This window comes from Marinobacter sp. bablab_jr008 (genome assembly GCF_016464145.1).
Taxonomy (GTDB): Bacteria; Pseudomonadota; Gammaproteobacteria; order Pseudomonadales; family Oleiphilaceae; genus Marinobacter; species Marinobacter nauticus.
Window position 1 is genome coordinate 19,201 of record NZ_JACDWW010000037.1, and the last position, 22,141, is coordinate 41,341.

21 protein-coding genes are annotated in these 22,141 nt (G+C 58.2%); 17 read left to right on the top strand and 4 right to left on the bottom strand.

The features are described from left to right. Positions 1–8 precede the first annotated feature (8 nt). The 4 genes from JIF53_RS02180 to arsC are packed head-to-tail and all read right to left on the bottom strand — an operon-like array spanning position 9 to position 3,217. Positions 9–1,802 (bottom strand): GspE/PulE family protein, encoded by a 1,794-nt coding sequence (locus JIF53_RS02180; RefSeq protein ID WP_370231760.1) that lies wholly within the window; start codon positions 1,800–1,802, stop codon positions 9–11. A 38-nt stretch (positions 1,803–1,840) separates the two neighbouring features. After that, complete coding sequence (locus JIF53_RS02185) at positions 1,841–2,200, bottom strand: DUF2069 domain-containing protein (RefSeq protein WP_014421925.1); 360 nt, start codon at positions 2,198–2,200, stop codon at positions 1,841–1,843. Between the two features lie 42 nt (positions 2,201–2,242). Then, on the bottom strand, positions 2,243–2,848 hold the full coding sequence (gene wrbA, locus JIF53_RS02190; protein WP_023007903.1) for an NAD(P)H:quinone oxidoreductase: 606 nt from the start codon (positions 2,846–2,848) through the stop codon (positions 2,243–2,245). A gap of 15 nt (positions 2,849–2,863) precedes the next feature. Then, entirely contained in the window at positions 2,864–3,217 is a 354-nt protein-coding gene (arsC, locus tag JIF53_RS02195; protein ID WP_199451757.1) for an arsenate reductase (glutaredoxin), read from the bottom strand. A gap of 67 nt (positions 3,218–3,284) precedes the next feature. Between arsC and JIF53_RS02200 the strand changes: the two genes are divergently transcribed. The 17 genes from JIF53_RS02200 (at position 3,285) to JIF53_RS02280 (ending at position 22,074) form a co-directional block, all read left to right on the top strand. Beyond that, on the top strand, positions 3,285–3,761 hold the full coding sequence (locus JIF53_RS02200) for a TlpA family protein disulfide reductase (protein WP_141067926.1): 477 nt from the start codon (positions 3,285–3,287) through the stop codon (positions 3,759–3,761). A gap of 2 nt (positions 3,762–3,763) precedes the next feature. Beyond that, positions 3,764–7,246 (top strand): DNA polymerase III subunit alpha, encoded by a 3,483-nt coding sequence (dnaE, locus tag JIF53_RS02205; RefSeq protein WP_228285445.1) that lies wholly within the window; start codon positions 3,764–3,766, stop codon positions 7,244–7,246. A 102-nt stretch (positions 7,247–7,348) separates the two neighbouring features. After that, positions 7,349–8,302 (top strand): acetyl-CoA carboxylase carboxyl transferase subunit alpha, encoded by a 954-nt coding sequence (accA, locus tag JIF53_RS02210; protein WP_011784433.1) that lies wholly within the window; start codon positions 7,349–7,351, stop codon positions 8,300–8,302. Beyond that, the gene (tilS, locus tag JIF53_RS02215) at positions 8,286–9,623 is read left to right on the top strand and encodes a tRNA lysidine(34) synthetase TilS (protein ID WP_199451759.1); all 1,338 of its coding nucleotides are present in this window, start codon (positions 8,286–8,288) and stop codon (positions 9,621–9,623) included. The genes accA and tilS overlap by 17 nt, the downstream gene beginning before the upstream one ends. Positions 9,624–9,711: 88 nt before the next feature. Next, positions 9,712–11,340 carry a CTP synthase gene (locus JIF53_RS02220; RefSeq protein ID WP_011784435.1) on the top strand — a complete coding sequence of 543 codons (1,629 nt, stop codon included), beginning with the start codon at positions 9,712–9,714 and terminating at the stop codon, positions 11,338–11,340. 2 nt (positions 11,341–11,342) lie between these two features. Then, the gene (gene kdsA / locus JIF53_RS02225) at positions 11,343–12,188 is read left to right on the top strand and encodes a 3-deoxy-8-phosphooctulonate synthase (protein ID WP_199451760.1); all 846 of its coding nucleotides are present in this window, start codon (positions 11,343–11,345) and stop codon (positions 12,186–12,188) included. A gap of 248 nt (positions 12,189–12,436) precedes the next feature. Further along, positions 12,437–13,732, top strand: coding sequence for a phosphopyruvate hydratase (gene eno, locus JIF53_RS02230; protein WP_011784437.1), 1,296 nt, complete (start codon positions 12,437–12,439; stop codon positions 13,730–13,732). 199 nt (positions 13,733–13,931) lie between these two features. Continuing rightward, a complete protein-coding gene (locus JIF53_RS02235) occupies positions 13,932–14,204 on the top strand; it encodes a septum formation initiator family protein (protein WP_011784438.1) in 273 nt (90 codons plus the stop codon). Between the two features lie 144 nt (positions 14,205–14,348). Next, complete coding sequence (gene ispD, locus JIF53_RS02240) at positions 14,349–15,050, top strand: 2-C-methyl-D-erythritol 4-phosphate cytidylyltransferase (RefSeq protein WP_199451761.1); 702 nt, start codon at positions 14,349–14,351, stop codon at positions 15,048–15,050. A gap of 34 nt (positions 15,051–15,084) precedes the next feature. Further along, positions 15,085–15,564, top strand: a complete 480-nt coding sequence (ispF, locus tag JIF53_RS02245) for a 2-C-methyl-D-erythritol 2,4-cyclodiphosphate synthase (protein WP_199451762.1) — start codon at positions 15,085–15,087, stop codon at positions 15,562–15,564. Then, positions 15,561–16,616 carry a tRNA pseudouridine(13) synthase TruD gene (truD, locus tag JIF53_RS02250; protein ID WP_199451763.1) on the top strand — a complete coding sequence of 352 codons (1,056 nt, stop codon included), beginning with the start codon at positions 15,561–15,563 and terminating at the stop codon, positions 16,614–16,616. Before ispF ends, truD begins: the two co-directional genes overlap by 4 nt. Positions 16,617–16,636: 20 nt before the next feature. Further along, a complete protein-coding gene (surE, locus tag JIF53_RS02255; RefSeq protein ID WP_011784442.1) occupies positions 16,637–17,407 on the top strand; it encodes a 5'/3'-nucleotidase SurE in 771 nt (256 codons plus the stop codon). Beyond that, a complete protein-coding gene (locus tag JIF53_RS02260; RefSeq protein ID WP_011784443.1) occupies positions 17,404–18,060 on the top strand; it encodes a protein-L-isoaspartate(D-aspartate) O-methyltransferase in 657 nt (218 codons plus the stop codon). The genes surE and JIF53_RS02260 overlap by 4 nt, the downstream gene beginning before the upstream one ends. Continuing rightward, complete coding sequence (locus tag JIF53_RS02265) at positions 18,060–19,049, top strand: DUF368 domain-containing protein (RefSeq protein ID WP_011784444.1); 990 nt, start codon at positions 18,060–18,062, stop codon at positions 19,047–19,049. The genes JIF53_RS02260 and JIF53_RS02265 overlap by 1 nt, the downstream gene beginning before the upstream one ends. A gap of 287 nt (positions 19,050–19,336) precedes the next feature. Next, positions 19,337–20,110 carry a peptidoglycan DD-metalloendopeptidase family protein gene (locus JIF53_RS02270; protein ID WP_041656697.1) on the top strand — a complete coding sequence of 258 codons (774 nt, stop codon included), beginning with the start codon at positions 19,337–19,339 and terminating at the stop codon, positions 20,108–20,110. Positions 20,111–20,304: 194 nt separating this feature from the next. After that, positions 20,305–21,303 carry an RNA polymerase sigma factor RpoS gene (gene rpoS / locus JIF53_RS02275; protein WP_011784446.1) on the top strand — a complete coding sequence of 333 codons (999 nt, stop codon included), beginning with the start codon at positions 20,305–20,307 and terminating at the stop codon, positions 21,301–21,303. A 195-nt stretch (positions 21,304–21,498) separates the two neighbouring features. After that, positions 21,499–22,074 carry a chalcone isomerase family protein gene (locus JIF53_RS02280; protein ID WP_011784447.1) on the top strand — a complete coding sequence of 192 codons (576 nt, stop codon included), beginning with the start codon at positions 21,499–21,501 and terminating at the stop codon, positions 22,072–22,074. Positions 22,075–22,141 lie beyond the last annotated feature (67 nt).

A 22,141-nucleotide genomic window follows, 5' to 3' on the forward strand; every position in this document is an offset into this window, starting at 1 on the left:
CGTTTTACTCAGCGTTGGCTTTCCGGCGTTACTCTCAGAATTTCCTCCACCGTGGTCAGTCCCGCTGCCACTTTCTGGGCGCCATTGAGCCGAAGCGACTTCATGCCTTCTTTGTAGGCATCCAACCGAAGCTGTTCCAGCTCGCAGTGATCGGTGATCTGGCGGGTGAGTTTGTCTGACAGGGCCATAATCTCGTATACCCCGGCTCGGCCCATGTAACCGGTGTTCCGGCATTCCAGGCAGCCGACCGGCTGGTAGAACTGCCGGGGCAGCAGTGCCTTCCACGGCCGGGTCAGCGTCTGCCAGGCGTGAGCATCCGACTCCCCGGGCTGCTTGCAGTGCGGGCAGAGCGTACGCGCCAGTCGCTGGGCCATCACGCCGAGTACCGTGGCCCGGATCAGATAGGGCGGAATGCCCAGCTCCATCAGGCGGGTGATGGCGCTGGGGGCGTCGTTGGTATGCAGCGTTGAGAGAACCAGATGCCCGGTCAGCGCTGCCTGCACTGCCATTTCAGCCGTTTCCAGATCCCGGATCTCACCGATCATGATGATGTCCGGGTCCTGCCGCAGCAGAGCACGCACACCGTGGGCAAAGGTCAGGTCGATATTGGTTTGCACCTGCATCTGGTTGAATGCGGGCTCCACCATCTCGATCGGATCCTCAATGGTGCAGATGTTGAGCTCCGGAGATGCCAGTTGTTTGAGCGTGGAATACAGCGTGGTGGTTTTACCGGAACCGGTGGGCCCGGTTACCAGCACGATACCGTGGGGCCGCGAGGTCATGGTTTGCCAGCGTTCCCGGTCTTCCTTGCTGAAGCCCAGTTGCTCGAAGGATTTGAGCAGTACCTCCGGGTCAAAAATCCGCATCACCATTTTTTCGCCGAACGCCGTTGGCATGGTGGCCAGGCGCAGCTCCACTTCGCTGTTGTCGGGTTTGCGGGTTTTGATGCGGCCGTCCTGGGGCCGACGTTTTTCGGCCACGTTCAGGCGCCCGAGGATTTTCAGGCGGCTGGTCACGGCCACGCCAACGTGTTCCGGGAATTCGTAGACATTGTGCAGCACACCGTCGATCCGGAACCGCACCTGGGTAACCGTGCGGCGGGGCTCTATGTGAATGTCCGAGGCCCGTTGCTCGAAGGCATATTGCAGCAGCCAGTCAACAATTTTGACTACATGCTGGTCGTTGGCGTCCGGATTCTCGCTGGCGCCCAGGTCCAGTAACTGTTCGAAATTCTGATTGCCGGTGCCGCTTGACGACTGGCCGCCACTGGCTTTGCTGACCGAGCTTGCCAGTTGATAGAACTCGACGGTGTAACGGCGGATATCCTCTGGATTGGCGACCACCCGGCGAATGTCCTTGCGTACCGCCTGGCGGAGGTTGCTTTCCCATTCCCGCTTGAAAGGTTCGGTGCTGGCAATCACGACTTCATCCGGGGTGATCTCCACCGCGAGAATGCCATGGCGCTGGGCGAAGGCGTAGGACATCACCCGCGCGATGGCCGGCGTGTCGATCTTAAGCGGATCGATATGGTAGTAGTCCTGTCCACCCCAACGGGCAAGCCAATGGGTCAGCCGCTCCAGATCAAGAGTTCGGCCGTCCCGCTGGCTGGTCAGTGCGGCAATTGCCACCAGCTCGAGAGGATGTCGTTGTGGCGTATGGCCGGCACCCGAGGCGGCACCGAGATTGGCCGTCAGTACTTTTTCAGCATCTCGCTGGGCGATCTCGCCGCTTTCCACCAGCGCTGAACAGATGTCCCTCAGGGTCAGGGTCTGGCGATGCGGCGGTGCTGGCATGGTCACGATGTCATTCGCCATCTATGTGCCTCCGGGAGCCAGCAACATCAGTTTGCAACCGGTCGATTGACCTTGAGATGCACCATGGCAACGGTAAACAACAGGAACGTCAGGATAGTCAGTGTCACAGGACCGGCGGCGCCCTCCGACAGCCAGGCTGAAACCACGGCCTGAGTGAAGTAGAAAATCACCACAAACGCCAGCCAGATATAACCCCGGTTGTGACCCCGGAAAACCGGTACCGCGAACGCTAGCAGCGGCAGGAGTTTGACGGTCAGCATCAGGGGTATGGAAACACCCTCCACCGGTGCGGGCCAGAACGTAGTGACCAGCAGGGTGGCGAGCACGGCGAGGTAAAGGGCGATGGTCAGGCGTGCGGTATTTCTGGCTTTGTCGTTGTGGAGCATGGAGCAGTCCGCATTAAGGGTTGTTTGAAAGTTTGGTCCAGTTTAGTTGGCCAGTTTCAGGGCCAGTCTGGCGAGGCGTTCACCGAAGGCCTGGCACAGGGTTTTCTCATGGTCACTCAGGGCCTGCTGTTCACCGGTGCCGGCCCAGTGGGAGGGGCCATACGGTGTGCCTCCGGTGGCGGTCTCGTTGAGCGCGCTTTCGGAATAGGGCAGGCCACACAGTACCATGCCGTGATGCAGTAACGGCATCATCATGGTCAGCAGGGTGGTTTCCTGGCCCCCGTGCAGGCTGCCGGTGGAGGTAAAGGCGCCTGCCGGTTTGCCGGCCAGTTTGCCGTTGAGCCAGAGGTCGCCGGTGCCGTCCAGAAAGTGCTTGAGTGGCGCTGCCATGTTCCCGAAGCGGGTCGGGCTACCCATGGCCAGCCCGGCGCACTCCGCCAGGTCGGCTTTGGTGGCATAGGGGGCTCCCGCATCCGGAACCGGGGGCAGGCTGGCGGCGGTATCCGGGGAAACCGGCGGAACCGTCCGGATTCTGGCTTCTATTCCTGCCACTCTGGCAACGCCGCGGCCGATCTGTGTGGCCATCTCGGCGGTCTGTCCGTTGCGGCTGTAGTAGAGCACCAGCACATAGGGAGTTGTTTCTGTCATGGGTAGCCCTGGTAGTCAGAGAATGTCCAGTACGTTTTCTGGAGGCCGGCCGACGGCAGCCTTGCCATTGGCCAGTACGATCGGGCGCTCAATCAGCTTCGGTGTGTTTGCCATGGCACGTATCAGGGCTTCGCGGCTGAGATCCGGGTTGTCCAGCCCTTGTTTCCGGTATTCGGCTTCCTTGGTTCGCATGAGCTCCCTGGGTTCGCAACCAAGCAGGTCCAGAATGTGTAGAAGTTCCTGCTCTGTCGGTGGCGTCTCAAGGTAGCGTATAATCTCCGGTTCGATGCCCTTTTGCTGCAACAGTTCCAGGGTCTGGCGTGATTTTGAGCACCTGGGGTTATGGAAAATACGGGTAGCTTCTGTCATGGTCGTGGCCGTTTAACCTATTGATTGCAGACTTTTCCGGGGCGTTAGTCTAACAGGAGGATAACCCTTGCAGTACCCTCAGTCCGGGCTCTTTTGTAGTGGCGCACGTTGGCTGGCATGGCCGGTACTCATGCTGATGTTATTGTTGGTCTCAGGTTGTGAAAAGATCGAGCTGGAACGGGCCGACGGCACCCTGGCCAACTGGGACAAGTACCGCGGCCAATGGGTACTGGTGAATTACTGGGCGGAGTGGTGCAAACCCTGCCTTGAGGAAATCCCCGAGCTGAACGAGTTGGACAAGGCTCCGGATATTGCGGTGCTTGGGGTTAATTTTGATGGCGTTACGGGTGTGCCGCTGGTTGAACTCGGCGAACGTATGGGGATTGAATTTACCATGCTGGCCTCTGATCCGGGGCCCGGGTTCGGTTGGCAGGTGCCGATGGCGCTGCCTGCCACTTTCGTTGTGGATCCTGAAGGCACCCTGATTGAGGCCCGATTCGGGCCCCAGACCGAAGAAGACATCCGAGCACTGATTGGCGAATGACCATGGCAAACACCTTTGTACACCTGCGCGTTCACTCCGAATACTCCATGGTGGATGGCCTGGTTCGGGTCAAACCGTTGATCAGCCGGGTCGCGGAACTGGGCATGCCGGCGGTTGGCCTGACCGAACAGTCCAACATGTGCTCACTGGTACGTTTCTACAAGGCCGCCATGGGCGCGGGCGTCAAGCCCATTATCGGTGCCGATATCTGGCTGGAGAATCCGGATGAGCCCGAAACCCCGTTCCGGCTGACCTTGCTGGCCCGAGACAACGATGGTTACCTGAACCTGACGGAGATCATTTCCCAGGGCTATACCGAAGGCCAGCGCTACGGCAAGCCGATTGTCCAGAAAAGCTGGCTGGAATCCCGTGCCAAGGGCCTGATTGTGCTGTCCGGCGCCAAGATGGGGGACGTTGGCAAGGCCTTGCTGGCGGGGAAGCCGGAACTGGCCAGGGAGCGTGCAGACTACTGGCGAAACCTCTATCCCGACAGTTATTACCTGGAGCTGCAGCGCACAGGGCGGGCCGGTGACGAGGATTGTCTGCACATGAGTGTGGAGTTGGCGGCTGAACTCGGTTTGCCGGTGGTGGCGACCAATGACGTTCACTTCCTTGAGGCGGATGATTTTGAAGCCCACGAAGCCCGGGTCTGCATCGGAGAAAGCCGGACTCTGGACGATCCCAGGCGGGATCGTCGGTTCAGCGACCAGCAATATCTTCGCAGCGCCGAGGAAATGATCGAGCTGTTCTCGGACATTCCGGAAGCCGTGGAAAACACCGTGGAAATCGCCAGGCGCTGTTCGGTGAAGGTCCGGATGGGCGAATACTTTCTGCCTAATTACCCCATTCCGGACGGTATGACCATGGACGAATATTTTCGCCATGTGTCGGAAGAAGGACTGGAAGCCCGGCTGGCGAAGACCCTGAGCAAGGACGATCCGGAGTATGATCAAAAGCGTGAAGAGTATTACAAGCGCCTGAAGTTTGAGCTGGATATCATTATCCAGATGGGGTTCCCCGGCTACTTCCTGATCGTAATGGACTTCATCAAATGGGCCAAGAACAACGGCGTTCCGGTAGGGCCGGGCCGGGGTTCCGGTGCAGGCTCGCTGGTGGCGTATGCGCTGCTGATCACGGACCTGGATCCATTGGAATACGACCTGCTGTTCGAGCGGTTCCTTAACCCGGAGCGGGTCTCCATGCCGGACTTCGACGTCGACTTCTGCATGGAAGGCCGGGACCGCGTCATCGACTACACCGCCCAGAAATACGGCCGGGAAGCGGTTTCCCAGATTATTACCTTCGGTACCATGGCCGCCAAAGCGGTGGTGCGGGATGTGGCCCGGGTGCAGGGAAAATCCTACGGTCTGGCAGACAAACTCTCCAAATTGATCCCCTTTGAAGTGGGCATGACCCTGAACAAGGCGATCGAGCAGGAGCCCCAGCTCAAGGAATTCCTGGAGCAGGATGAAGAAGCCCAGGAAATCTGGGAGATGGCTCTGAAGCTGGAAGGCGTGTGCCGCAACGCCGGCAAGCACGCCGGGGGCGTGGTGATCGCACCCACCAAGATCACCGATTTTTCGCCGCTTTACTGTGATGACGAAGGCGGCAGTCTGGTGACCCAGTTTGACAAGGGCGATGTGGAAGACGCCGGCCTGGTGAAATTTGACTTTCTGGGCCTGCGAACCCTGACCATCATCAAATGGGCACTGAACATGATCAACCCGCGCCGGCAGCAGCGTGGGGAAGGCGAGCTCGACATCAGCGCGATTCCGCTGGACGACAAGCCCTCTTTTGACATGCTCAAGAAGGCAGAGACCACGGCGGTATTCCAGTTGGAATCCCGGGGTATGAAAGATCTGATCCGCCGCCTGCAGCCGGATTCCCTGGAAGACATGATCGCCCTGGTTGCCCTGTTCCGGCCGGGCCCGCTGCAGTCCGGCATGGTGGATGACTTTATCGACCGGAAGCACGGCCGTCAGCCGCTGTCTTACCCGCACCCGGATTACCAGTATCCGGGCCTGAAGCCGGTTCTGGAGCCCACCTACGGGGTTATCCTGTACCAGGAGCAGGTCATGCAGATCGCTCAGGTGATGGCGGGCTATACCCTTGGCGGCGCCGACATGCTGCGCCGGGCCATGGGTAAGAAAAAGCCTGAAGAAATGGCCAAGCAGAAAGCCATCTTCCTGGACGGTTGTGAAAACAACGGCATAGACAAGACCCTGGCGGAAAACATCTTTGACCTGGTGGAGAAATTCGCCGGTTACGGCTTCAACAAATCCCACTCCGCCGCCTACGCGCTGGTGTCTTACCAGACTCTGTGGCTGAAAGCCCACTATCCGGCCGAGTTTATGGCCGCGGTACTCACTGCCGATATGCAGAACACCGACAAGGTGGTGACGCTGGTGGAAGAGTGCCGCAACATGAAGCTGGACTTGCTGGTGCCGGACGTCAGCCGGTCGGCCTATACCTTTACCGTTAATGATCAGGGGCAGATTGTCTACGGTCTGGGCGCGATCAAGGGTCTCGGTGAAGGGCCCATCGAGAGCATTGTAGAAGCGGCCAAAGAAGGCCCCTTCCAGGATATCTTTGATTTCTGCCGCCGGGTGGATCTGAAAAAGGTCAATAAGCGGGCCATGGAAGCCCTGATTCGCTCTGGCGCCATGGATAAACTGGGCGCCGACCGCGCCAAGCTGATGGCCAGTATCGACAAGGCCATTCAGCAGGCGGATCAGCAGTCCCGCAACGATGCCGCCGGCATGGTGGACATGTTCGGAGAGATGCTTGAGGGCGGTGGCGATGATGAAGACACCTATGCGGACGTTGCCCAGGTTCGGGAGTGGCCGGAGAAAGAGCGCCTGAAAGGTGAAAAGGACACTCTGGGTCTCTACCTTACCGGACATCCCTTTGACGAATACGAACGGGAAGTACGCCGTTTTGTCCGTTGCTCCATCGCCGATCTGAAACCCAATAAATCGCCCCAGCGGGTGGCCGGGCTGGTGGTGGCCCAGCGCACCATGAAGACCAAGACCGGCTCTACCATGTGTTTCATTACCCTGGATGATCGCAGTGCCCGGATTGAGGCTACCCTGTTTTCCGAGGCCTTCTTCGAGAACCGGGAGTTACTGCAGTCGGATCAGGTGATTGTGGTGGAAGGACAGGTCAGCCACGATGACTACTCCGGCCAGATGAAAATGCGGGTCAGTAGTGTGATGGATGTGGCCACTGCTCGTCAGCAGTTCAGCCGGGGTATCAAACTGGCGTTGCGCTCAGAGCAGTTGCAAAATGGTCTTCTGGACAAGCTGGATGATACTCTCAGACCGTTTCGTAACGAAGGCAGTCCGGTCTGGATTGAGTACCGCAGTGCCGAGGCCAGCACACGTATCGAACTGGGTGAAAGCTGGCGGGTACAGCCAGACGACACGCTGTTGTTCGAGCTGAAACACCTGGTGGGCGACCAGTCTGTGGAACTGGTCTATGATTAAGACCAATGTCCGCTTTAGCCGTGCCGGCAGCGCTGCTATCTTTGTCCCAAATTCTGGTTTTGGCGGGTTTCGGCCCGCCTGGCAATAAAATGATGGAACATCATGAACCCTAACTACCTGGATTTCGAACAGCCGATCGCCGACCTGGAAGCCAAGATCGAAGAGCTTCGCATGGTGGGCAATGACACCGATATCAATATCACCGACGAAATCAGCCGCCTGAAAAAGAAGAGCATCAGCCTGACGGAGTCGATCTTCTCAGACCTTAAGTCCTGGGATATTGCTCGTCTGGCACGGCATCCACGCCGGCCCTATACCCAGGATTACATCGACCTGATCTTCGAAGACTTCGATGAACTACATGGTGACCGACGCTACGCCGATGACCTGTCGATCATTGGCGGCACGGCCCGCCTGGACAACACGCCGGTCATGATTATCGGTCACCAGAAGGGTCGTGAAGTGCGGGACAAGGTCAAGCGCAACTTCGGGATGCCTCGTCCGGAAGGTTATCGCAAGGCTCTGCGCCTGATGGAAATGGCTGAACGTTTCAAAATGCCGATTCTGACCTTTATCGATACCCCGGGCGCTTATCCCGGTATCGGTGCCGAAGAGCGCGGACAGAGTGAAGCCATCGCATTCAACCTCGCGGTGATGTCGAGACTGAAAACTCCGATTATCTCTACCGTGATCGGCGAGGGTGGTTCCGGTGGCGCACTGGCGATCGGTGTCTGCGACCAGCTCAACATGTTGCAGTACTCCACCTACGCCGTTATTTCTCCGGAAGGCTGCGCCTCCATCCTCTGGAAGAGCGCCGAGTACGCTGCTCAGGCGGCTGAGGCCATGGGCGTTACCGCCGATCGTCTGAAAGAGCTGGGTGTGGCGGATCACGTGATCGATGAGCCGCTGGGCGGCGCTCACCGTAATCCGGAAAAAATGGCGGAAACCCTGAAGACGTCGCTGGCCCAGGGCGTGGCTGAGCTGAGCCGATTGCCGCTGGATGAACTGGTTTCCCGCCGGTACGAGCGTCTTACCCGCTATGACGGCGGGCGGTAACACCGCTCGCCGGGATACCTGGCCCGAAGACCTGATCGGGCCGGTTCAGAAACTTCCCGCCTGTGATGAACTCTGGGTCGCCCTGAGCGGCGGCCTGGACTCATCCCTGCTTTTGCATGTCGTTGCGGCCGCCCATCCGCGCGTCAGAGCGTTGCATATCAATCATCAGTTACAGTCCAATCACGATCAGACGGAGCGCGCCTGTATCGATCTCTGTGCTGGACTGGGCGTCGAACTCCAGGTGCGTCGAGTGAATGTAGCTGCGGGCGCGGGGAGCCTCGAAGAGTCAGCAAGAGCGGCGCGCTACGAGGTCTTCAGGAAGGTTCTGGGAGACAACGACCTTCTACTGATGGCGCACCATGCAGACGACCAGGCAGAAACGGTTCTGTTCCGGCTGCTGCGTGGTACTGGCGTAAACGGTCTGGCCGGAATGCCTGCTGCCCGGTCGCTCGGGCTGGGGCATCTCTACCGGCCCTGGCTTGACGTATCCCGCAGTCGATTGGAGCAGGTGGCGCGTGAGCAGGGGGTAAGCTGGGTAGAAGATCCCAGCAACCAGAGTGAAGTACACGACCGCAATTATCTGCGGCACTCGGTAATGCCGGGCCTTAAACAGCGTTGGCCGGGTTTGTTGAGGCGCCTTGCTCATAGTGCCCGGGCCTGCGCCGAGAGTGAAACCCTGAGTCAGAGGCTGGCGGAGTTGCAATGGCAGAGTTGCGGCGACGATAAAGGTCGAATCCGCCTGGCCCCGTTCTCGGCACTTGGGCAGATCGAGCGCCGGAACCTGGTGCGCTGGTGGATTCATGGCCGGGGATTGCCGGTTCCGGCGCTGTCAGATTGGTGCTCAGCACTCGACCAGTTGCTTCATGCAGGGTCGGATCGAACTCCGGAAATTCGTGGAGACGGATTCTGTATCCGCCGTTATCGGGATCATCTTTACCTGGTGCCCCAGGTCGCAATCCCTGTGGGTCCCAGGCCCTTGTTGCCGGGCCAGGTCATGGAGTGGGGGTGGTGGACCCTTCGGCTTGTGCCTGCATCGCAGAGCGCTACAACGGAAGCCTCCTGTCCGGAAATAAGGGTATCTACGAGGCAGGGCGGCGAGCGAATCCGGTTCGGCAGCAATTTACCCTCCCGATCGCTGAAAACCTGGATGCAGGAGCAGGGCGTGCCACCCTGGGAGAGAGCGGCTCTGCCGCTGGTTTACGAGGTCTCGGCGGCTGGAGAGGCATGGATTGCCATTGGCGATTTGTGGTGTTCTGAACAATACTCCGGAGGCGCCCATGCCGCCGGCTGGCGGCTGATTGTGGAGCGGGATTGTGATTGAGTAGAGAGGGGCTTTCTGGTAGTCTGGCGTCCCATCTTGAGATGAATAATCTCCCTCCTTCACCGAACCAGATAATCACGGAATCTGCATGACGCGTTATATTTTCGTCACCGGCGGTGTCGTGTCCTCATTGGGGAAAGGTATTGCGTCTGCCTCACTGGCAGCCATCCTTGAGGCACGCGGCCTGAAGGTCACCATTCTCAAGCTGGACCCGTACATCAACGTGGACCCCGGCACCATGAGCCCGTTCCAGCACGGTGAGGTTTTCGTCACCGAAGATGGCGCGGAAACCGACCTCGACCTTGGCCACTACGAGCGTTTCATTCGCACTCCAATGACCAAGCGCAATAACTTCACCACCGGCCGGGTGTACGAAGAGGTTATTCGCAAGGAGCGTCGGGGCGATTATCTGGGTGGTACCGTTCAGGTCATTCCGCACATCACCGATGAAATCAAACGCCGTGTGGTGGAAGGCGCAGCCGGTGCCGATGTGGCATTGATTGAAGTTGGTGGCACGGTGGGTGACATCGAGTCCTTGCCCTTCCTGGAAGCCTGCCGTCAGCTGAAGGTGGAAGTAGGCTCCCAGCGTGCACTGTTCATGCATCTGACGCTGGTGCCGTACATTGCTACCGCCGGCGAGATCAAAACCAAGCCGACCCAGCATTCCGTGAAAGAAATGCGCTCCATCGGCCTGCAGCCGGATATCCTGCTGTGCCGCTCTGAACACGAAGTGGATGCCAGCTCCCGTCGCAAGATTGCCCTGTTCACCAACGTGGAAGAGCGTGCGGTCATTCCGATGCAGGATGCCAGGTCCATCTACGCCATTCCGCGCATGCTGCACGAATACGGGCTGGACCAGCTGGTGATCGAACGCTTCGGTCTCGATGCCCGTGAAGCAGACCTGAGCGAATGGGACGCGGTTGTGGATTCACTGATGAATCCGCAGGATGAAGTCACCATCGCCATGGTCGGCAAGTACATGGAGCTGCTGGACGCCTACAAGTCCCTGATCGAATCCCTGCTGCACGCCGGTATCAAGACCCGCACCAAGGTCAACATCAACTACATCGACTCCGAAGACATCGAACGCGACGGCACCTCCGTGCTGGAATCCGCCGATGCCATTCTGGTGCCCGGTGGCTTTGGTGAGCGTGGCGTGGAAGGCAAGATCCGCACCGTACAGTACGCCCGTGAAAACAAGGTGCCGTATCTGGGCATCTGCCTGGGTATGCAGGTGGCGGTTATCGAATACGCCCGCAACGTGGCCGGCCTGAAAGACGCCCACAGCACGGAATTCCGTGAACACACACCGGAGCCGGTTGTCGGCCTGATCACCGAATGGCTCGATGCCACCGGTGAAAAAGAAGAGCGCACCGAAGAATCCGACCTCGGCGGCACTATGCGTCTGGGGGCCCAGGATTGTGTGCTGACCGAAGGCTCCACCATCGTTGGCTGTTACGGCAAGAAGACCATTCGTGAGCGCCATCGTCACCGTTACGAAGTCAACAACCACTTCCTGCCGAGACTGGAAGAAGCAGGCCTGCAAATCTCCGGCCGCTCTGCCGATGGCAAACTGGTTGAAGTGGTGGAAGCACCTGATCATCCCTGGTTCGTGGCCTGCCAGTTCCACCCGGAATTTACCTCAACACCCCGCGACGGCCATCCGCTGTTCAAGGGCTTTGTTGAAGCCGCGCTGGCGAACAAGAAAGGATCCTGATTATGGCGCGCAGCAACCTGAACGTCTCGGGCATTGAGATCGCCAACGATAAGCCGTTTGTGCTGTTCGGCGGCATGAACGTGCTTGAGTCCAGGGAACTGGCGTTTGAAGTCGCGCAAAAGTATGTGGATGTCTGCACTCGCCTGGGCATCCCGTACGTATTCAAGGCGTCCTTCGACAAAGCCAACCGCTCATCCGTCAACTCCTTCCGCGGCCCCGGCCTCGACAAGGGGTTGCAGATCCTGGCTGATATCAAGAGCAAGTATGGCGTACCGATCATCTCGGACGTGCACGAGCCCGGCCAGGCTGCCCCGGCGGCGGAAGTCTGCGACATCATACAGTTGCCTGCTTTCCTGAGTCGCCAGACTGACCTGGTGGTGGCCATGGCCAAAACCGGTGCGGTCATCAACATCAAGAAAGCCCAGTTCCTGGCACCCCAGGAAATGAAGCATATCATCACCAAGTGCGAAGAAGCCGGCAACGACCAGATCATCCTCTGCGAACGCGGCACCAGCTTCGGCTACAACAACCTGGTGGTGGACATGCTCGGCTTTGGCATCATGAAACAGATGAACGTGCCGGTGTTCTTCGACGTCACCCACGCCCTGCAGATGCCGGGCGGTCGTGCCGACTCCGCCGGCGGGCGTCGTGCCCAGGTCACCGACCTGGCCCTGGCGGGAATGTCTCAGGGCCTGGCGGGCCTGTTCCTTGAGGCTCACCCAGACCCGGATAACGCCAAATGCGATGGCCCCTGCGCGTTGCGCCTGAGCCAGCTGGAACCGTTCCTTGAGCGAGTGAAAGCTGTCGACGATCTGGTAAAAAGTTTTAAACCTATCGACACCGCCTGATTGGCGGTGTTGGCAATTTAAAAGCCCGCAGATTTCTGGCGTTAAACAGTTTGACGGCATACTGCAGGTTTCGTGAGCAAACGGCTGGAAGGCCTTGGCGAAAATTTCGAAGGCCAAGGATGGCCTGAGAGAAGCGCACATGGATGTGCTCGTAGCGGTTTTCGCCAAGGCCTTCCAGTTGTTTGCTCTTGCACCAAAATTCAAAGCTTGTTCAGTGTTTAGAAGATAAAATCTGGAGAACCATACGAATGACCAAGATTGCCAACATCAAAGCCCGTGAGGTTCTGGATTCCCGTGGTAACCCCACCGTGGAAGCAGACGTCATCCTGGAAGACGGTACACTGGGCCGCGCTTGCGCACCGTCCGGCGCCTCTACCGGTTCCCGCGAAGCTCTGGAACTGCGCGATGGTGACGCCTCCCGTTACCTCGGTAAAGGTGTTCGCAAAGCCGTTGAAGCCATCAACGGTCAGATTCGTGACGCCCTGCTGGGTAAAGATGCCGCCGACCAGCGCAGTCTGGACCAGATCATGATCGACCTGGACGGCACCGAAAACAAAGCCAACCTGGGCGCCAACGCCATCCTGGCCGTATCCCTGGCTGCTGCCAAAGCCGCAGCTGTCTCCCTGGGCAAGCCTCTGTATGAGCACATCGCCGATGTAAACGGCACCTCCGGCAAATTCTCCATGCCGGTGCCGATGATGAACATCCTCAACGGTGGTGAGCACGCCGACAACAACGTCGACATCCAGGAATTCATGGTCCAGCCGGTCTCCGTGAACAGCTTCGGTGAAGCCCTGCGCGTTGGTGCCGAAATCTTCCATAGCCTCAAGAAAGTGCTGAAGGCCCAGGGCCTGAATACAGCCGTAGGCGACGAAGGCGGTTTTGCCCCCAACCTGCCGTCCAACGAAGCAGCCCTGGCGGCGATCAAGGAAGCCGTCGAGAAAGCCGGTTATGAACTGGGCAAAGACGTCACTCTGGCGCTGGACTGTGCCTCTTCCGAGTTCTACAAAGATGGCCAGTACCAGCTGTCTGGTGAGGGCAAGAGCTTCGATTCCGAAGGCTTTGCCGATTACCTGTCCGGCCTGTGCGACCGTTACCCGATTGTGTCCATCGAGGATGGTATGGACGAGAGCGACTGGGACGGCTGGAAAGTGCTGACCGACAAACTGGGCAGCAAGGTTCAACTGGTCGGGGATGACCTTTTTGTCACCAACACCAAGATTCTGAAGCAGGGTATCGAGAAGGGCATTGGTAATTCCATTCTGATCAAGTTCAATCAGATCGGTAGCCTGACCGAGACTCTGGATGCCATCAAGATGGCTCAGGATGCTGGCTACACGGCGGTCATTTCTCACCGTTCCGGCGAAACCGAAGATACCACCATTGCGGATCTGGCCGTGGCTACCTGTGCTGGCCAGATCAAGACTGGTTCTCTGTGTCGTTCCGACCGGGTTGCCAAGTACAACCAGCTGCTGCGTATTGAAGAGGCGCTGGAAGGCAAGGCACCTTACCGTGGCCTGAGCGAAATCAAAGGTCAGGGTTGAGGATTAGCAACCTTTTCTGACCCGCCGGTCCATTCCGGCAGGTAACAAAATGTTAAGGCCATCGCGTTCTGAATGAAAATTCAGACACGATGGCCTTTTTGTACAGTGACTTACAGAAAATTGTTGCTAATCTACTATAAGGTCTATACTTGACCCTCGACTCGTTTATATTGTTGTTCATTTTCTGTACGGATTCGGCATGAAATCGCTTTGGGCCATTCTGGTAGTGCTGATACTCCTGCTGCAGGTTCGCCTGTGGATCGGGGAGGGCAGTTTTGCGCAGGTGTGGGCCCTGGAGCAGTCGATTGCCGAGCAGCGGGAGGAGAATGCCGAGTTGGCGGCCCGGAATGACCGGCTTTATGCGGAGGTGCGGAATCTTCGCAATGAGCAGGGCGCCGTTGAGGAGCGGGCCCGGATGAATCTTGGCCTGATTCGTGAGGATGAGACGTTCTTTCTGGTCGTCGAGAATTAACTTCGGTGCATAGAGCATCATGGGCCTTCTTTCCGGGAACCGCTACAAGCACTTCCCTGTGCGCTTCTCTCCGGCCATCCATGGCCTCCGAAATTCCCGGAAAGAAGGCCCATGATACTCTCCGTACCTTGTGCAGAGCCGTCTATGAGTACCCCAGATCTCTGGCTTATCGTCCCCGCCGCCGGTATCGGCCAGCGCATGAAAGCCGAATGCCCCAAGCAATACCTCAGGATCAATAACCGTTTTATCCTGGACATCACCCTGTCCCGTTTGTTGGACAACGCCCCGTTTAAAGGTTGTATGGTGCCGCTGAATCCGAAGGACCACTGGTGGCCGGAGAGTGAGTCGGCGAGGGATGATCGGGTGCAGACCTGTACTGGGGGCAAAGAACGGGCGGATTCGGTGTTGTCGGCTCTGGTAGCCCTGGAGGGGCAGGCCGCGGATAATGACTGGGTGCTGGTACATGATGCGGCGCGGCCCTGTGTTCATTCTGAAGATCTGTCCCGTCTGATTGAGACGTTGTCTGAGCATCCGGTGGGTGGTTTGCTGGCGGCGCCGGTGGCGGATACGTTGAAGCTTGCCGAGGCCGGATCATTGCCGGTGGTGAGTGAGACCATTGACCGGAGCAGGTTGTGGCGGGCGTTGACGCCGCAGATGTTCCGGTTCGGAGCGTTAAAACAGGCGTTGTCATTGTGTCTGGAACGTGGCCAGGCGATTACGGATGAGTCCTCTGCCATGGAGTTTTCCGGTAACATGCCGGTTCTGGTGGAAGGGCGCCCGGATAATCTGAAAATTACGGTCCCCTCGGATCTGGCGTTGGCGGAGTTTATCCTCGGGCGTCAGTGATTCCCTGCATTCTGTTCTGTTTTCGGAGATGATCATGCGCATTGGTCAGGGCTTTGATGTCCATGCCTTCTGTGAGGGCGATTCTGTCATTCTTGGGGGTGTGACAATTCCCCATAGCCACGGTCTCATGGCGCACTCGGACGGGGATGTTCTGTTGCATGCGCTTGCGGATGCGCTGTTGGGCGCGGTGGCGCTGGGTGATATTGGCCATTTCTTTCCGGATTCCAGCGAGGAGTGGGCCGGTGCAGACAGCCGGGATTTGTTGCGGCGGGTGATGCAGCGGGTGCTGGATGAGGGGTACGCGGTCACCAATATTGATGCCACGATCATTGCCCAGGCGCCGAAAATGGCGCCCCATATTGAGGCCATGCGGATGAACATTGCCGAGGATCTGGGCGTGCCGGCTAATCGGGTGAGTGTGAAAGCCACCACCACAGAAAAGCTGGGCTTCACCGGGCGTGGGGAAGGCATTGCCTGTCAGGCCGTGTGTCTGCTGGAGGCGGTTCCCCAGTGAGTGAGGATTCTCAGTGGCTGTTGGACTGGCCGGTGTCTGGCGGAGCTCGGGTTGGTCGGGCCGAACTGAAAACGTCGCCCGAGGATTTTCGGGTTACGGAGTTGCTCTGGCCGGAGCGGGAGGAGGATGCCGCGGCACCAGGTCCGGTTGAGGTATCCGGCGACGGTGAGCACCTTTGCCTGCGGCTGGAGAAAACCGGTGACAATACCGAGTACGTCGCCCGGGAGCTGGCGGCTCTGGCGGGCTGTCGTTCTTTCGATGTTGGTTTCTGTGGCCTGAAAGACCGGCATGCGGTGACGGTTCAGTGGTTCAGTCTTTATCGGCCAGGCCAGGAGGCGGACGATCAGGCGTTGATGGCAGAGGTTGGCCAGCGTTGGCCGGTTCGGGCCGCGGTTCGCCATTCCCGCAAACTGAGGCGGGGTGATCATCAGGCCAATGGTTTTGAGATTGTGCTGCGCAATGTGACGGGCCAGCGCGAGCTTGTGGAAGCCGGGCTTGAGCGGTTGGCGAGTCAAGGTGCTCCGAATTATTTTGGTCCCCAGCGGTTCGGTTTTCAGGGAGGGAATCTCGACCGTGCGGTACAGATTGATCCCTCACGGCTCAATCGCAAGCGCGGACGCGCTGGCAGAAGCGCGTCGAAAAACGTATTGTACTTTTCGGCGGCACGTTCCTGGCTGTTCAATCAGGTACTTGCGGAGCGGGTCAGCAATCGAACCTGGACCGAGGTGTTACCGGGAGAGCCGGAACCCTCAGGTGCCGGGCCCACCGGACCACTCTGGGGCGATGGCGGTACGCTGGCCTCGGGCGAGCAGGAAACCCTTGAGCGTGGTGTGGTGGATGCCTGCCCGGGGTTGGCCAGGTTGTTCCAGTCCACCCGCATGAAACCGGAGCGGCGCCCCCTGGTTGCCCACCCGGGTGAGTTCAAATGGCAGTGGCTGGATACCACCACCCTGCGAGTTCAGTTTGTGTTGTCGCCCGGGCAATACGCCACAACGGTATTGGGCGACCTTTTCGAGCTTGAGGACCTGAGCCTCAGCCGTGATAACAAGTAGTAAGGCTAGCGGAGATAATTGTGCGAATTCTGTTGTCCAACGACGATGGCGTTCATTCGCCGGGTCTGGTGGCGCTGTATGAGGGTCTGAAGGGCCTCGGGGAGCTGAAAGTTGTTGCCCCGGACCGGGATCACAGCGGTGCCAGTAATGCCCTGACACTGAACCGGCCTCTTACGGTAGAGCAGCATCCCAATGGTTTCCGGTCTGTCGACGGAACGCCAACAGATTGCGTACACCTGGCCGTTAACGGTCTGTTCGACACGGCGTTTGACCGGGTTGTATCGGGCATCAATACCCACGCCAATCTTGGTGATGACATCATCTACTCGGGTACGGTGGCCGCGGCTACAGAGGGGCGCCATCTGGGGCTGCCTGCCATTGCTGTATCGCTGGTCAACAATGGCCACTTCCATTACGACACGGCTGCCCGGGTAGTGCGGCTGTTGCTGGAGTACAAGCAGGCCCTGAAACTGGGCCCCCGTTCCATTCTCAATGTAAATGTGCCGGATCTGCCCTGGGAACGGCTTAGCGGGTTCCGCGTGACCCGTCTGGGGCACCGGGAACGGGCCGAAGGTGCGGTGCCGATGACCTGCCCGAGAGGCAAGCAGCGATACTGGATAGGGGCAGCGGGTCAGGGCGGAGATGCAGGCCCGGGTACGGATTTTCATGCGGTGCGTGAAGGCTATGTATCCATCACCCCGGTGCACATAGATATGACCCGGCACGAAGCCTTGTCTGGCCTCCGGGAGTGGGTTGACGGTATGGATGAGAGTACCGGAGGTCAGCCATGACGGCCCAGCTCGAAGGCATTGGTATGACATCACGGCGCACGCGCATGCGTCTGGTGCAGCGCCTGCGTGAGGGGGGAATAGAGTCTGACCGGGTGCTTGAGGTGATTGGCCAGGTGCCCCGGCATATTTTTCTGGATGAGGCGTTGTCACACCGGGCCTACGAGGATACTTCGCTGCCCATCGGGCATGGCCAGACTCTTTCCCAACCCTACATCGTCGCCCGGATGACTGAGCTGTTACTGGCCCATGCGCCGCAACGGGTGCTGGAACTGGGGACCGGCTCCGGTTACCAGACGGCCGTGCTTTCGCAACTGTTCCCCGAGATCTACAGCGTTGAGCGTATCCGCCCGCTCCAGGATCGCGCCCGGGACCGGCTGCGCCAGTTAAACGTGCGCAATGTCCTGCTCAAACATGCGGATGGTGGTATGGGCTGGCCAGAACGAGGGCCCTTCGATGGCATCATCGTAACGGCAGCCCCGGTGGAGGTTCCCAGAGAACTGCTGGATCAGCTGGCCGATGGTGGCGTGCTGATAGCCCCGGTGGGGGAAGAGAATCAGGTGTTGGTGGAGATTATCCGCAAAGGCAATCACTTTGAGCGCCACAATCTTGAACCGGTGCATTTTGTGCCTTTGTTGGGTGGAGTTATCCGTTAATGTCAGAATCGTTGGTATCGGGAACAGACCAAAGCCAGACTGAGTACCATCATCGCCTGCCGGCCATATTTCTCAGGGGTATGGCGATGGGCGCCGCAGATATTGTGCCTGGCGTTTCCGGTGGCACCATTGCCTTCATCACCGGTATCTACTTCCGGTTGCTGGAGGCCATCAGTGCCGCTCCCGTAGCCTTTGTGCGCCAGCTGGTGCGGGGCAATGTGGCAGGGTTCTGGCGTGCCATCGACGGGACGTTTCTGGTCTGTTTGCTGGCGGGGATTGTGTCGAGTATTGCCAGCCTGGCCTCTGTCATTACCTGGTTGCTCGAAACCCAGCCAGTTCTGATCTGGAGCTTCTTTTTCGGTTTGATTGTGGCCTCGGTCTGGCATGTTGGTCAGCAGGTCCAGCGGCCCCGGGCCGGTTTGCTGGTGCCGTTTGTGGCGGGGGCTGTCTTTGCCTGGTGGGTGACGACCTTGCCGGCCAGTGAACTTGCGCCCACGGGCATTGCCTTCCTGGGAGCTGGCGCGCTGGCTATCTGCGCCATGATTCTGCCCGGTATCTCCGGTAGCTTCCTGCTGTTGATTATCGGCATGTACGCCCCTGTTCTTGCCGCGATCAAAAACCTTGAAGTGACCCATCTGGGGCTGTTTGTGCTGGGTTGCCTGATTGGGTTGTTGTCGGTTGCGCGCCTGATTACGCTGGCCTTTCGGCATTTTCACGACACAGTGTTAGCGCTGCTCACCGGCTTTATGGTGGGCGCCTTGAGTAAGGTTTGGCCCTGGCAGGAAACCCTCAGCTGGCGTACCAACAGTGCCGGGCATCAGGTACCGTTGAGCCAGACCCCGGTGACACCGGAAACCTGGACAACGCTTTACGGGCAGGATCCCCAGATTCTGCTGGCGGTGTTAATGGCGGCGCTCGGGCTGGCGTTGGTATTAGTGATTGAATTGGCCGGCAAAAAGGCAAGGCCTGCGGAGAGTGGTTCGGCCTGAGCAAGAGAAAATGTTACCTGGCGCACAAAAAGACTGTTCCCGAGGGTAACAATCCTGTGCACAGGGTAACTTGGAATTGCCCGATAATCGTGCAATATATTAGTAAGTTAGTCCTGAATGATAAGAAACTGGATAAAATCAGGGCGATTCTTAAGACGGATTTTTCATAACCGGGCAGCTTTTAATACGTGACTCTTTTTAACGGGCGCATTCAATTCGAGCATTTCCCCGTTTGGTGGTCTGAAGTCCCGGCTTCTGAGCGCCGGAGCCCTCCATTGTTCCGGGCCATGATGACTGCGCTCCTGGCCGTCGCTGTGCTTGTGCTCTCAGGCTGCAATACCAGTGCAATCTATCAGGACGATCTGTATAACCCTCCGGTTTACTGGGGCTCCCATGTGGTCAAAAAGGGCGAAACCCTGTATCGGATCGCCTGGCAGTACGGCCGGGACTATCGGGAGCTGGGTAATGCCAATGGCATCGGGCCGCCCTGGAATATTCGTCCGGGGCAGGTGCTTCGACTTGATCGCAAGGGCACGATCCCCCGGACCGCGCGGACGACCGCGCCCTCCAGGCCCGCGGCATCACCACCCCCTTCCCGTTCAGGTGCAGGCGCGACGGTGTCGAAACCGGCTGCCAAACCCGCGACCTCCGCTCCGACGGCCAGGTCATCCGGTAGTCAGGTGGTGGCCAATGTGCGATGGCACTGGCCGCATTCTGGCACTGTAATTGCAAACTTTTCTTCGTCTGGCAAAGTCAATAAAGGCATTGATATCGCCGGCAATCCCGGTGATGCTGTCAAGGCGGCGGCTGATGGAAGCGTGGTGTACGCAGGAAACGGGTTGCTAGGTTATGGCAATCTGATTATCGTGAACCATAACGAACATTATTTGAGCGCCTACGCACACAATCGGAAAATTCTCGTTAAGGAAGGGGAGGGTGTGAAAGCTGGACAGGTAATCGCCGAACTGGGCAATACCGGAACCGACAAACCGAAGTTGCATTTCGAGATACGCAAGAATGGCAACCCGGTGGATCCATCCAGGTATTTGCCAAGGCGCTGAAAAACGCGCACGGGCCCGAGGCCCGGAGGGTATTACCCAACAGCCTGACTGAAACCGCGAAACAGAAGAACAAAAACGGCAACGGTAATTGCCAGCCAACAAGTAAATGTCCTGAAGAAAACCAAAACTGAAACACTCCCGGAATAAAAAGAAGTAGCGGGTGACAACAGGATTATTGAGAGGCGGGGTAAACAATGTCAGTAGAACAGGAAGATATCATCATTGATCGCGTAGCAGATCTGGAAGACGCCGACGATCAACTGTTAGCCGAAGACAAGCCTGAAAAAGCTTCTGCTGAAGACGAAACTGCAGAAGTCGAAGACGGATTTCCCGCACAGGGAAAGTACTACTCCAACCAGAAGCAGCTGGATGCCACTCAGCTGTACCTCAACGAAATTGGTTTTTCTCCCCTGCTTACTCCGGAAGAAGAGGTGTACTTCGCGCGGCTTGCCCGTAAAGGGGAAGAGAGCGGCCGTAAGCGCATGATCGAGAGTAATCTCCGGTTGGTGGTCAAGATTGCGCGCCGCTACGTCAACCGTGGGCTGACACTGCTTGATCTGATCGAGGAAGGCAACCTGGGGCTGATTCGGGCGGTTGAGAAGTTCGATCCCGAGCGTGGATTCCGTTTCTCCACCTACGCTACCTGGTGGATTCGCCAGACCATCGAGCGAGCCATCATGAACCAGACCCGCACCATCCGTCTGCCGATTCATGTGGTCAAGGAATTGAACCTGTACCTGCGGGCCGCCCGTGAGCTGACCCAGAAACTGGACCATGAACCGACCGCGGAAGAAATTGCCCGCATGGTCGACAAGCCGGTTGACGACGTAAAACGCATGCTCGGCCTCAACGAGCGCGTTGCCTCCATGGACACTCCGATCGGGGCCGGGAGTGACAAGTCCCTGATGGATACCGTGGCCGATGAGGGCGCGTCGGATCCTGCGGATCTGCTGCAGGACAACAACATGTGTTCATGCCTGGAGAAGTGGATTGATCAGCTCAGCGACAAACAGCAGGAAGTGCTTTCCCGCCGTTTCGGGCTGAGGGGCTATCCCATCAGTACCCTGGAAGAGGTTGGCCAGGAGATTGGCCTGACCCGGGAAAGGGTGCGGCAGATTCAGGTGGAAGCCTTGCGTCGCCTGCGGGAGATCCTTGAGAAAGAGGGATTGTCCGGAAGTCTGCTGTTCAAATAGACTGGATTGACGAGATCAGTGAAAAAGCCGGCCATGGAAACATGGTCGGCTTTTTTGTTAAATGTGGCGGCAAATGAGAACCAGGTGGCGATCAGGCCGCAAAGTTCGTTGTTAGAATGGGCCACCGGGCAGATCTAGGGAGTCGCCCTGGTGTCGAATGAAACACTCAATAATAACGATCGAAAGGAAAGGACTATGAAGAAGGCTCTTACTGCAGGATTTGCATCCCTTTTGCTAACCGGTGTTCTGTCAGCCCCGGCTTCCGCCCTGACCGTAGGGGATGTCGATGTGCCCGATACCTATTCTGCCATGGGGCAGGAACTCAAGCTCAATGGCGCCGGCACCCGTTCCAAGTGGTTTATGGATCTTTATGTGGGTGGTCTCTATGTACCTGAACAGGTGAGCGATGGCGAAGCGGTTATCAACGCTGATGAGCCCCAGGCCATCACGCTGCACATTACCTCGGGGATGATCACCAGCGAGCGCATGACCGAGGCGACCATGGACGGCTTCAAGGCATCCACCGATGGTGACCTGTCTGCTATCCAGTCGGATGTGGACCAGTTCATGGCGGTATTCCAGGAAGAGATCACCGAAGGTGATGTGTTTGATCTGGTTTACCTGCCCGGCGAAGGCGTTCGCGTACTCAAGAACGGCGAGCAGAAAGATACCGTTGGCGGCCTGGAGTTCAAGAAGGCGCTGTTTGGTATCTGGCTGTCAGACAAGCCCGCCCAGGAAGACCTGAAAGAGAAAATGCTGGGCCAGCGTTGATCGCAACCCAGATCTGAAAAAGCCGGCATTCGCCGGCTTTTTTTTGTTCCTGTCAGTTCGCTTTCAA